Below are 12,125 nucleotides of genomic sequence, written 5' to 3' on the forward strand. Positions count from 1 at the left end.
GGTCTCGCTTCGTTTTGCGTTCGCCCGTCGACGCTCCGTCCTGCGTTCCCTCGTCACCACTCAGTACTCGAGGTCGTCGGTGTACCAGTCGACCAGCAACACGGCGCCGGCGCCGACGAACGCCATCGCGACGGCGATACCCGGCGTTCCGAGCGACGTCTCGCCGAGGTTGCTCAGGACGCGCTCGGCGGGCAGTCGCAACGCGCCCACCATCAGGCTCACCAGCGCGGCCAGCGTCGCGGCCCGATAGTGCTCGAGGGCGTAGCCGACCGCGTGAGCCATCGTGAACAGGCCGACGACCGCGCCGACGCCGAAGACGACGACGACCGTTCCGGTCTCGAGGACGGGCGCCAGCGCGCCGCCGTCGAGCAGGTCGAGGAGGGCGTCGATGAACCCGCTTAACGTTCCCGTCATGTACTCGTACTGGCCGAGGATCAGGAGGAAGAACGCGCCCGACACGCCGGGGAGGATCATCGCACAGATCGCGACCGCGCCGGCGACGAGGATGATCGGCAGCCCGTGCGGGACGTTCCCCGCCGTCGTCCCCGAGACGACGAACGCGAGCGCGATCGCGCCGACCGAGATCGCCACGCGGCCGGCCGTCCACCGGTCGATCTCGCCGTAGAGGACGACCGCCGAGGCCGCGATCAGCCCGAAGAAGAAGCCGTACGTCGCCACCGGATACGTCGTCGCCGCCTCGTGCATGAGACTCGAGAGGAGCACGATCGCCGTCCCGACGCCGAGTCCCAGCGATAACAGAAACGGGATCTCCATTCGCTCGAGTTCCGTTCGGAGTCGCGCTCGAGCCTCGGGATCGTGCGGCCGCAGCGCCGGGCGAAAGGCCCGGGGATCGACGGCGGTGATCGCGCGGATCAGCCGGTCGTAGATGCCGACGATGAGCGCGATCGTCCCGCCCGAGACGCCGGGGACGACGTCGGCCGCGCCCATCGAGAACCCCTTGCAGTACACGGCGAGAAAGTCCCGCATTACCGGAGCTATTTCGGACGAGGAGAAAAGCGTTCTCACTTCCGGAGGTCGCTGTAGGAGGTCGGATTTTGCGACGCGAATTCCGGTCGAAAATCGACTGCGACGGCGGGGATCGGGTCGGGGTCGTCGTTAGTTGTCCTCGGTGTCGGCGCCGTCGTCGGTTTGGTTGCCGTCAGTCTGATTGCTGTCGTCGGTCTGGTTCCCGTCGGCAGTTTCGTTGCCGTCGTCGGTTTCGTTCCCGTCGGTCTCGTTGCCGTCCGACTCGTCGGGGTCCTCGAGTTCGGTCTGCTCGAAGCCGTCGACGGTGATGGTCTCGCCCGTGACCACTTCGGTCTCGGGAACCGCCGTCTCCGTTGCGTAGCCGGTTTCGCCCGGCTCGCCGACGGTCACCTCGTACTCGCCGGTCGCTTCGACGGAACTGTTCGTGTAGCCGTCCTCGACGCCGAGTTCGTCGTTGGTCGCGTAGGGGACGGTCAGTTCGAACGAGCCGTCCTCGGCGACCTCGGTCTCCTGCGTGTAGTTGAACGTCCGACCGGCGTTCGTCTCGAGTTCGACCTCGACGGTGGCCGTCGTCTCGTTTCCGAGCACGTCGGCGTCGTCGTCGACGGTGCCGGTGAGCGTCGCGCCCTCGACGCGCTCGAACGTCTTCACCGCGGCGGCGCTTCTGGCGCCGAGCAGCTGCTGGGTCGGGTTCTGCTGGACCTGCTGGATCTGCTGGAAGCCCATCTGCTGTATCGCCACCGACGGGCGACCCTCGCCGGGCGCCGCGAACTCGCCGTCCTGGTAGTAGATCACGTCGCCCTCCTGGTAGCCCAGTTCCTGCAGCTCCTGGGCGACCTGTCCCTGAATGGCGCCGGGGACGAACACGTTCGCGTAAGTGACGATCGTCGCCGTCCCGGCGTCGGCGTTCTCGTGGACGGTCCGGTAGTGCTCGAGGCCGTCCGCGTCGTCGAAGTACAGCTTCGACTGCATCGTGTCGTAGTACGGGATGGTCCCGTTCTGGTAGTCGTTGATGTTCACCGGTTGTCCGTCCTCGTGGCCCTCGGGCGTCACGTAGTGTTCGTAGTTCGGCCCGGACCACGCGGTGATCGCGGAGAACTTCCCGGCCGCCATCTCGTAGTCGATCATCACGTACCGCAGCTCCTCGTTGGTGGCGCCCTCGGACAGCGACTCGAGTTCCTCGGTGGACTTGTCGGCCGGGTTCTCGCCGGCGGCGATGGTATCCAGCACCAGTTCGCCGCGTTCCTCGGACTCGGCGGTCAGGAACGACGAGGCGGACGGCGCGTTCTGCTGGAACGGGTTCGCGTGGGGGATCCGCTCTCCCTGCGTCGTTATCAGGTGGCCGTAGTCCCACCACGACATCACGCCGTAGGCCCCGTCCGGATAGTCGTAATCGCCGTCGGCGGGGGCGCCGTACGTTCCGAAGTACTCGAGTTGATCGGCGTTTTCGTGCTCGCCCCAGTTGCCCGGCGCGGGCGTGTTCTCGGCGAGCCACTCGTTCGATCCCTCCCAGACCATCGCGTCGCCGGACGGACCGGTGCTTTCGGCCTGTTCCCAGGAGGACGTGCCATCGGCGGCGATCGGCGGGAGCAGCGGCGCGAACAGCAGGATGACGACGAGGAAGAGCACGATCACCTGGTAGGTCTCGATCCCTCGAATCGACTCGAGGCTCGCCGTGAGATCCAGATCGAAGAGACGAACGAACTCCGCGACGAACGCGGCGTTGACGACCGCGATCGCCAGCACCAGATAGTACATGAAGCGAACCTGCGTCGCGGCCATGCTGATCAGGAACAGCGCCCAGACGACGACGAGCGTGTGCTCGGCTCGGATTCTGCGACCGAACAGCGGCCGAATGACGACGAAGGCGAGACCGGCGAGCATGGTGTAGAACGCGCTTCCGAACTCGCTGAAGACGCTATCGAAGAAGTCCTCCGGGGGCTGAGCCTCGGAAATCGTGAGATCGGTGGCCGTTCCGCCGAACGGGAGCATGCGCCGCGTCGCGTTCCCGACGATCGAATCGAATATACTGGGGAGGAGGAGCCACATCGCCAGCAGCGCCGCGGCGATGAGACCGCCGATGGCGACGGGGTAGTACCGTCGCTCGATGTCGCGATCGTTCCACTGGCGGGCGAGCCAGGCCATGAAGACACAGCCGACGGCCACGAGGAAGGCAGCGAGGGGCTGGAGCAGTCCGAAGCTCGTCGAACTCGTGCTACCGGGGTTTTCCATCAGGAGGAGCGTCAGGATCGTGGTCACGCCGAGGCTCACCGCGCCGACGAAGGCGACGTGGTCCGGCGAGATCCCGCGGAGGTAGTCCAGACAGAGCTGCACGGCGAAGAACACGCCGAAGATACCGACCAGAAGGACCGCGGAGGGCCAGACCCAGATGTATAGGGTGAGCGCGACCCCTGCGAGAACGCTGTAGATGGTCGACGTTCGCAGCGCGTCCCAGTCCCTGTCGACGACAAGTTCGTAGATCGGCTGGTCGCGTTCGGCGACGGTCAGCGCGACCATCATCGTGACGACGGAAATCGCCATGAACAGCACCTCGCCGATGTGGTGGTCGAGCTGGCCGACCGTCGATCGCGTCAGGAACTGTCCCTTCGCGAGTGCGAGCACGAGGACGGAGACGATGCCCCCGAGCGTGCCGCCGAGGCGCCGACCCGCGTAAAAGACCGGGATCGCCACGAGCGCGGCCATCGCCGGGATCATCAAGAGCGCGACGGTGTAGACGGTCTCCGGCGACGGATCGCCGAGCCCGACGATCATCGCGACCGTGACAATTAGCTGGTCGAACAGCGTCCCGAACTGACCGACGTAGTTCCCTTCCGGAAACCCGGTCCATACCTCGTAGGGCATCGTGTTCGGGTAGTTCTCCGCCGTCCATTCGATCGTCCGCCACTGATACCACGAGTCGACCCCCGCCAGTGCGGGCGAGCCGTCTTCGGTGACAAATTGGTCGTACGCCTGGGTCCGCACCCAGAACATAAACAGCATCACAGCCCCGATTAGGGGGATGTGATACCAGTCAGACCACGTCTCGAGGAGAGAGGGTGACGTCTCAGACTCCTCCTCGACGTGTTCGGTATCCGTACTCATTAGGATGCACCAGACACAAGTGGAGAATAAGCCTTGTCATCTACCGGCCGCCGTTTGATATCCGGGCTCCCTAATACCTACAACGCCGGTAGTTTTCTCCCCGACTGATTATCGATACGCGATGGACGTTCGACGCTCGAGGACTGATTATCCGAGGTGTCCGAAGGAAAAGGCTTATTCTGCGTTCATTGCAATCGAGTCTCGATGAAGGTCTCCGTCGTCATCTGTACCTACGCGATGGACCGCTACGACGTCTTCTCCGAGTGCGTCGACAGCGTCCTCTCACAAACCTACGCCTCGCTCGAAGTTGTCATCCTCGTCGACGGGAACGAACCGGTCTTCGAACGCGTCCAGAACGATTACGGAGCCCTCGAGAACGTCGTCTTGCACTGCAACGACGAGAATCAGGGGATTTCGTACAGTCGGACTCGAGGCGCCGAGATCGCCACCGGTGACGTCGTCGCGTTTATCGATGACGATGCAGTGGCTGAGCCGGACTGGGTTGCTGAGTTGGCTCGCGTCTACGAGGAGACCGACGCCCTCGCCGTCGGCGGCCACGTCGCCCCCGACTGGGTGACCGAGAAACCTGACTTCTTCCCGGCAGAGTTCTACTGGTTAGTGGGTTGTGACGAGCGCGGCATGGGCGAGCACATGGAGGAACTGCGGAACACGTACGGCTCGAATATCTCGTTTCGCCGTGAGGTGTTCTTGAACGTCGGCGGCTACGACGAGAACACGGGCCGCCACGGCGATCGGCACATCCAGGCTCACGAGGCGCCGGTTTGTATCCGGATTTCGAATAAGTACGGGCGGGGCGTGATCTACAATACTGATGCGGTAGTCCATCACAAACTGTTCGACTATCGTGGGGACTTTCGCTGGTTGGTGTTCCGATCGTTCTGGCAGGGCTACTCGAAGCGGATCATGGATTTGCTGTTACCTGAGGCGAAAGGCGACAAGAGCGAATATCTGCAACAACTCATGTTCGGGTTTGTCCTATTGCGACTGAAATGCCTCGTGGCCGACCCTTCGGTCCCGAAGGTAAAACAACTCGTGACGATCTTCGTGTTTACCGCTGCTGTCGGCTTCGGCTATCTATACGGATTAATTGATGTTGATCGGTCATGGCTGACCGTCGGTCAGGATATTGCTGCCGGTGACCAGAAATCTTGAGTAGGCGTTTCTCAATAACCCTACGGCAATCGAGTCTCTGTAGACATTCTGTCTCTATCGAAGACCATGTTGTCAATTATATCAGTGATATGGGATCTGTTCCACCTGATAGATTTAGGGGTAAGGGCCTTTATCAGTACATTCACGGAGACCATCAAAAACACCTCTGACGAATGGCAGAATCCCAGAGTATCCTCCATTGAGGACACGGTAGCCGATTTGTTTTCCAGTCCATATCGGAAAACAGATCGGAAAGGTCCCCTTACGCTTTTCTCTGAAGCGCTTAGCAAGGAGGAGGGTATTCCTCCCATTATAGTACGAGAAAAGCGGTTGGATTTCGTCACCTGATGTTCCTCCCTGTTCGTGATAGACGGTCGTTCGAGTATCAGTTACTAGTCGGTAGTCTGCGTTGCGGATTCGGATTCCATGATCAACATCCTCGTAGTAGATAAAGTACTGCTCTGGAAGGAGACCGACTTCTTCAAAGACTGATGAGCGAAACAGTGAGCAACAATTAGGGATATATTCGGTTTCGACGAGCCCTGTTGGAAGCTCTGTCGGGATATCGACATGGTCAGCATTGGCAGTTCGCCAATCTACGACCCCCTTCCAAAACCAGATCGTATCGGTGTCAGGGAGTTCACGAATTAACGGAGTCAGAACGCCGATCTCAGGATGTTCGATCATTGTGTTTATGAGCCGAGTTAGAACGTCTGACTCTGGAAACTGCGTATCGTTATTAAGGATCCATACGAACTCTGTGCCTTCATTGAGCGTTTGCCGGATGCCAGGGTTAATACCGCCCGCAAAGCCGCGGTTCTTCTCGTTATATCGAACCTCGACCGAAGGAAATTCAGTGTCGATCCGCTCACTAGATCCGTCCGTCGAACCGTTATCTATGACCAGAATATCTAAATTCGGATATTCCACTGTCTGAAGAGATTTGAGACATATAGCGGTGTCCTCATAATTGTTCCAGTTGAGGACTATTGCGGTGACGCTTGGTGGATTTTCCATGATGACTCACCCATAATGCTGTATGAGGGCTTTATAAACCTTCTCGGAAACAGTCTCCCAGGTATACGTTTCAGCAACGAGTTTGTGCGCGGTTGTACCGAGTCGATCACAACGATGAGGATTGTGAGCAAGTGCTGTGATCGCGTCCGAAAAGTTTTCTATCGGAGTCACAATAGCTTCTCTGCCATCTTCGATGTCAAACCCACGGACGCCAAAGGGTGTTGAAATGACTGGCAGACTTCGTGCAAAGTAGTCTAAAACTTTGATATTCGTACCGGACCCAGATGACATTGGATTGAGAGCAATGTCTGTCGCGTCAAAATAGGGTTCAAGGTCATCGACAAACCCTGCAAACGTTACCCTGTCCTGAGCAGACTGGATGGCGTTACAAACTGACCCGATGACAAGGAAGTGAATATCACCCTCTTGTTGTTCGGCCATCGTAAGAATCGCCTTGACAGCTTTAACGTTAGGTGGGTGATCACTTCCAACAAATGTTGCTACTGTTGTGGTAGCGTCAATCCCATACGATTCTCGAACCTGGTGTGCGGCCGGCGAGTCAGGATCATGTTCTCGAAGTCTCGCCCGGTATGTAGCGTTTGGGGCGATATGGACTGGGCCATCATACCCAAACTGATTCTGGTATCTTTCGGCGTCACGATCAGAAGTACAGATGACTAAATCGGCTGCGTCAAGCGCAGTTTGTTCGAGTCTGATAACTCGGTCATATGCCCGTTTTTTAAGATAGCCACCTTCTCTAAACTCTTCGAACCGTTCTGCTTCTACATTGTGACTCGAGTAAACAATAGGAAGATCAACAAGATCTGAAACGGCGTTGACCTGCCACGGTTCACGCACGAGGACAACATCCGCGTCTGCAGCAAGTGTAGTCAGCGGCTCAGAAGCGAACTTCAGTGCCCGGTCAGAAAACACATTGGGGTATCCCAGAAGCATTGTGAGTTTTGCGATGTCATGGGCTGGATGTATGTGGCGATACTCATCGTAACCCTCTGCGACATGGACGTTACGCTGAAGGTCGAGCTCGCGATACTGCTCAGAAGAGACTCCTTGACAGTAACGGACAACACGACCACCAAATCGAGGAATTTCTTTTACAAGGCCGTGAGCACGATGGGACCCTCCGTCGGTCGGTGGTTGAACGACGTACGGGGAGATTTGGAGGAGATTCACTGCTTATGCTTTCATCCAAAGTAGAGTGTCCCTTTCGATTTTCGGTCCTGATGCGCAAGCTATTTCGTCCGAAGCGGGAATGCGGTCATATATGCGCGTTCTTATGGCTCCCTTTTTCGAGGGAAATCAGTATCTCGAATTGCTTAGTTCGAGTCTTGAACAGAAGGGTGTAGAGGTCAAGCGGTCAACGACCGCTCGCCCTTTAGCCCTGCCCCTCCTTGACGTCCTCCGAACGGATGCTGATGTGTTTCACCTTCACTGGACTCACGTATACTTTCTTTTCGGGAGTTATGAGCGGTTCTACCGTATTCCTTTGGTAAAATACGCGTGCTGGGCATTTTCGCTGTTCTTTCTCGTCCAACTCTACCTTATCAATCTCTTTTGTGACCGTATGGTCTGGACAGTACATAACAAATGCAATCATGAACGGCGATACGAGGAGATGGACCGGTGGGTTGGTCAGCAAGTTTTTTCGTTGGTTGATGCCGTCCAGGTCTGGGATGACAATACGAAGCGCGAGTTAGCTGAGTATTTGGATGTTTCAACGACGAAAATGGTTGCTATTCCCCACGGGAACTATCACCCCTTTTACCCCCCTGATGAGCAACTGTCAAAACGTAAAGCACGTTCATCCCTTGGACTACCTCAAAACAAACGGATCTTCCTCTATTTTGGGATGATCCGACCTTACAAACAAGTGCCAAAGTTACTCAATGTTTGGTCTGACTTAGATCCCGAGGGCGCACATCTTATCGTCGCAGGAAAACCGAAGCACGAAGACTTAATTCCCCTGATCCGAAGCGTAGCTGCCGATCGTGATGATGTGACTGAAAATTTGCAATACATCTCCGACGACGAGGTACAGACATATTTTGCTGCTTGTGATCTCACAGTGTTTCCTTATAAGCATATTTATAGTTCAGGTTCAGCTGTCCTTGCTATGAGCATGGGTCGACCGTTCGTGGCACCTGCTCAGGGTGCAATACCTAGCTTAGGTTCGGATAAAAACATAGTCTATGAAGATGACTCCCTTAAATCCGCGATCGAAAAAGCTCTTCAAGTAGATAGTGACACACTCTGCCTTATCGGTCGCCAAAATATTCGCAGGGCAGATCACACTCACAGTTGGGACAAAATTGGAGATGCGGTCTTTTCCCTTTACCGCCGCTAAGTTCGAGTGGAGGGTATTTGACTGAGAACTACCTGTTGCGAGTGCGAGGAAGAAAGTGAACGAACACCAACTGTGGGAGTCCGCCGGTCTCAGGATCATGTATCTCGGCTCATCGTGGAACTTTTTTATAAGGGACTGGAAGCTAGATTAGAACACATTCTGAAAACGGGTGATACAACTCTGTCCGCTGTGGGTCAGAGACGACGAGATGACCCGAGAAGAACTTTCGTGGAAGTATATCGCAGAAGATATCATTTCTCTCCACTCTGGTTAGCACTGTGGTGGAAAACTGGATGGGTAACGTTGATCGTTCCCTTCTACGTCCCCCAATTATGACTACTGCCGGACTCTCCCGAGATACAGGATGTGACTCATGCCCACACGTTATCCTCCTTGTTTCGTTTGCTGCCCTGCAAACGAACAGGCTCATCAATAGGAAACGTATACCGGGAGACAGCCACAGCTGCAATGTCTGACTCAACTGAAACCACTGGGCCGTCTTCTACGACTTTCGCCTCAATTCGAATGCTATTCAAGAGCGGGGCTATCGTCCTTTTCGCAACCTATTTCGATTATGCCATCTCGTTTATAGGAAAAATTTTAATAGCCGATCATCTCGGAAAAGTCGATTACGGGTTTGTCTCTGTCGGGATCGTGCTCGTCAGTACGGTCAATACGGTAGCTCTGCTAGGCCTGTCAAACGGGGTCTCACGTTATCTCCCTCGATACTCGGACAAAGAAATGCACGAGCGCATCATCTCGAGTGGATTTTTCCTTATCATTACTTCCTCACTCACGATCAGCGCTCTTTTGTTCATGTTTTCAGAACCCATCGCAATTCAAATTATCCAGAACAGGGACGCTACACTGGTCATCCGTGTGTTTACTGTCATAGCCCCGTTTGCAGTAGTACGCTCGTACTTCTACGGGACGGTACAAGGACTCGAAAAGACTGTTCCAAAGGTCATCGTCGAGAACGTTCTTGACCCGGTTCTCAGGATAACACTTATCGGTGGTGCCGTTGCATTTTCGCTTAATCAAATCGGCGGCATTGCTGCGTACTCAATTCCGTACGTCGTCACTGGTATTCTTGGACTTTGGTACCTCGTTCGACGGACGCCCCTCTCGTTGAAGTTGCCTACCAAAGGTGTCAGTGGTAGAGGTGGAATGTACCGAGAACTTCTCACGTTCTCCGTCCCCTTAGCAGTGAGTGGCGCAATGTCTATGGTTCTCTCGGACATCGATACGTACTTCTTGACGTTCTACTCAAATGTAGGTAGTGTTGGTGTTTACCACGTAATCTATCCGATTGCGACTATCCTGACCTCGTTCCTAGAGGCGTTCGCTTTCTTGACAATTCCACTTATCTCCCGCCACCATTCGAAAGACGATTTTCGGGGGATGCGTCACCTTTATAAGACTGTTGTAAAGTGGACAGTCGCACTTTCCCTGCCCACTTTCCTTGTATTCGTCCTTGAACCGTCAACGGTTATTTCGTCGACTTTCGGTGCAGAGTATGCAGAGGGTGGAACCGCATTAGCAGTGCTTTCTGTCGGGTTTTTCATTCATGGATTTGCTGGCCCGAGTCTGGCGGCTCTCACGTCGATGGGTCATAATCGACTGGTTATGTACGACACTATCATAGTTGCCGCGGTAAACGTGGTCTTGAATTTTTTCCTCGTACCAAAGTATGGACTGCTAGGCGCTGCCGTCGCCACGATGTTGTCCTATTTCGTATCGAACGCCCTTGGAGTCGTCCAGCTCTACAAATTCGCCGATATCCAACCGTTTTCTCGCGAAGCGATCGTCCTTCCAGTGCTAGCGATTGGGTTTTTCGTCGGTACTCAGAAATTCATACTCGGAGACGGAACAAGTCTTCAGTGGATCTTCTCGTGGGCAGTAGTGTCCTCAGTCGGGTACGGACTGGTGGCCCTATACATAGTGTACGGCGAAGAAGAGAGAGAGATCCTCCGTGCAACTGTCGAACGTATCCTTAGAAAGTAGCGATTTTGGGCTTAAGAATCTAATTGTCCAGATCTACGCATACCCGAGATCCTGAAGCCTTTTGAGCGTGTTTCCATCGACCGTTTCAGTCTTATCTGCGGCGATGCTTTTCGTCCCGAACTCTCTCAGTTCCACATCTGGAGTTGTGTAGTCCGTTCGATACGATGAACCGGGCGAAGGACAAACAACTGTCGCTTTGCGATCCTTCCACCGAAGTGTCTTCGTAACACCGTCTTCTGACATACCGTACTCTGCCACGAGATCGCCCGTGTATCGGTCGTAGTCGTCTGGACAGTGCTTTCTCACGGTTTCGGGCATCGTCATGCGGTTTTCGATGCCGGGTGTCGCCGCTAAGACTGGCTCGTCCTTCACGAACGGCTCTCGTTGCTGTCGAGCTGCTGCTGAGGCAACCTCGTAGAACCTCGTCAGCGATACGGGTTTATCGATACAGGCGCCTTCTGACTGACCGGGACGTGAAACCACCAGTGGGACCCACGTCAGACACTCGTGTAGGCCGGTCGAGTGCTGTGAAATTCGGATGCCGTCTCGAATGCGGCTTTCCTCCCCAAATGCTTCCCCATGGTCGGCTGTAATCACGAGTAGGGTGTTCCCCAATTCTCCCCGTTTTTTTAGCTGGTTGACGAGATGGAAAACTCCCGCGTCAGCGTCTCGGATTCCACCATCATAGAGACCGATAAGTCGTTTTCTGTCGTGCCAAGGGCGCCGACCGCTCGCGAAGTCCCAGATCATCTCGTCCACGTCATCCTGGGTCCGCCAGTCCGCACGAGAGCTCCATCTGTCGTTTTTGCGCGACGGGTAATATGGGCCGTGAGCGTCCATCAGATTCACGACTGCTGCCCACGGCGTCTCAATCTCCCGTTCCCAGTTCAAGAACGCGTCGACGTAGTCATCGGCATTCGTTGAGAGATACGGTTCAATTCTGGAACCGATCTTGGTGTTCACGAATTTGGTGCCGAGTCCGTTGACTCCGCTCCGGATTGGTGTCTTACTCTGCCAAGCATCTCTGAAAAACTGTTCTTTGGATCCGACGTATTCTTTTGGATTCAGCCCGCTCTTGAACGGTTTCGGGAGCGGCCCGCAAACAGTCTGGAATCCATGGCAGAGTCCAATATCCTCAATAGTGAAAAACGGATTTTCAGTGAACGCCCCCGTACTATACCCTTCGTCACGGAGTTCCTCCCAGATGGAATGTCCTGCCTCGATCTCCTCCATATAAGAGTAGACGCCATGGTCGGGAACGCTAAGTCCACTCCACATGCTGACATGACTTAGAATACTGTCTGGCCCGGGAGCCCTTGCCTGTGTGTATACTGTGGCTTCGGACGCAAACCGTTCAAGAAACGGCGTTGTTTCTCGCTGGTAGCCGTACAAACTGCAGTTTTCTGCTCTGGTAGTGTCTAGAATAACCAAGAGAATATTGGGACGATCTGTTTCCATGAGTAGGTCTAGCTGCGATACT

The 12,125-nt window shown here is 55.6% G+C and carries 8 protein-coding genes; 3 read left to right on the forward strand and 5 right to left on the reverse strand.

The window, feature by feature from the left end; translation table 11 throughout:
* Positions 1-60: 60 nt before the first annotated feature.
* On the reverse strand, positions 61-987 hold the full coding sequence (locus HTZ84_RS00785; protein WP_174678933.1) for a DUF368 domain-containing protein: 927 nt from the start codon (positions 985-987) through the stop codon (positions 61-63).
* 129 nt (positions 988-1,116) lie between these two features.
* The gene (locus HTZ84_RS00790) at positions 1,117-4,089 is read right to left on the reverse strand and encodes an oligosaccharyl transferase, archaeosortase A system-associated (protein WP_174678934.1); all 2,973 of its coding nucleotides are present in this window, start codon (positions 4,087-4,089) and stop codon (positions 1,117-1,119) included.
* Between the two features lie 204 nt (positions 4,090-4,293).
* Here HTZ84_RS00790 and aglG point away from each other — a divergent pair, with 204 nt between their 5' ends.
* Positions 4,294-5,262, forward strand: a complete 969-nt coding sequence (gene aglG, locus HTZ84_RS00795) for a glucosyl-dolichyl phosphate glucuronosyltransferase (protein ID WP_174678935.1) — start codon at positions 4,294-4,296, stop codon at positions 5,260-5,262.
* A 114-nt stretch (positions 5,263-5,376) separates the two neighbouring features.
* On the opposite strand, the gene HTZ84_RS00800 is transcribed toward aglG, so the two are convergent.
* Together HTZ84_RS00800 and HTZ84_RS22985 are read right to left on the reverse strand one after the other, a co-directional pair.
* On the reverse strand, positions 5,377-6,279 hold the full coding sequence (locus HTZ84_RS00800) for a glycosyltransferase family 2 protein (protein WP_174678936.1): 903 nt from the start codon (positions 6,277-6,279) through the stop codon (positions 5,377-5,379).
* A 6-nt stretch (positions 6,280-6,285) separates the two neighbouring features.
* Positions 6,286-7,470, reverse strand: a complete 1,185-nt coding sequence (locus HTZ84_RS22985) for a glycosyltransferase family 4 protein (protein WP_174678937.1) — start codon at positions 7,468-7,470, stop codon at positions 6,286-6,288.
* Between the two features lie 91 nt (positions 7,471-7,561).
* Between HTZ84_RS22985 and HTZ84_RS00810 the strand changes: the two genes are divergently transcribed.
* Complete coding sequence (locus tag HTZ84_RS00810; protein WP_174678938.1) at positions 7,562-8,641, forward strand: glycosyltransferase family 4 protein; 1,080 nt, start codon at positions 7,562-7,564, stop codon at positions 8,639-8,641.
* A gap of 468 nt (positions 8,642-9,109) precedes the next feature.
* Entirely contained in the window at positions 9,110-10,645 is a 1,536-nt protein-coding gene (locus tag HTZ84_RS00815) for a flippase (protein WP_174678939.1), read from the forward strand.
* Positions 10,646-10,678: 33 nt separating this feature from the next.
* Here HTZ84_RS00815 and HTZ84_RS00820 read toward each other — a convergent pair whose 3' ends face one another.
* Positions 10,679-12,103 (reverse strand): sulfatase-like hydrolase/transferase, encoded by a 1,425-nt coding sequence (locus tag HTZ84_RS00820; protein WP_174678940.1) that lies wholly within the window; start codon positions 12,101-12,103, stop codon positions 10,679-10,681.
* Positions 12,104-12,125 lie beyond the last annotated feature (22 nt).

Source organism: Haloterrigena gelatinilytica (assembly GCF_013342145.1).
Lineage (GTDB): Archaea > Halobacteriota > Halobacteria > Halobacteriales > Natrialbaceae > Haloterrigena > Haloterrigena gelatinilytica.

What these genes read in the sequence shown, in the direction of transcription:
- HTZ84_RS00785 (WP_174678933.1), bottom strand. Translation starts at nt 987, where the DNA reads ATGCGGGACTTTCTCGCCGTGTACTGCAAGGGGTTCTCGATGGGCGCG.
- HTZ84_RS00790 (WP_174678934.1), bottom strand. Translation starts at nt 4,089, where the DNA reads ATGAGTACGGATACCGAACACGTCGAGGAGGAGTCTGAGACGTCACCC.
- aglG (WP_174678935.1), top strand. Translation starts at nt 4,294, where the DNA reads ATGAAGGTCTCCGTCGTCATCTGTACCTACGCGATGGACCGCTACGAC.
- HTZ84_RS00800 (WP_174678936.1), bottom strand. Translation starts at nt 6,279, where the DNA reads ATGGAAAATCCACCAAGCGTCACCGCAATAGTCCTCAACTGGAACAAT.
- HTZ84_RS00810 (WP_174678938.1), top strand. Translation starts at nt 7,562, where the DNA reads ATGCGCGTTCTTATGGCTCCCTTTTTCGAGGGAAATCAGTATCTCGAA.
- HTZ84_RS00815 (WP_174678939.1), top strand. Translation starts at nt 9,110, where the DNA reads ATGTCTGACTCAACTGAAACCACTGGGCCGTCTTCTACGACTTTCGCC.
- HTZ84_RS00820 (WP_174678940.1), bottom strand. Translation starts at nt 12,103, where the DNA reads ATGGAAACAGATCGTCCCAATATTCTCTTGGTTATTCTAGACACTACC.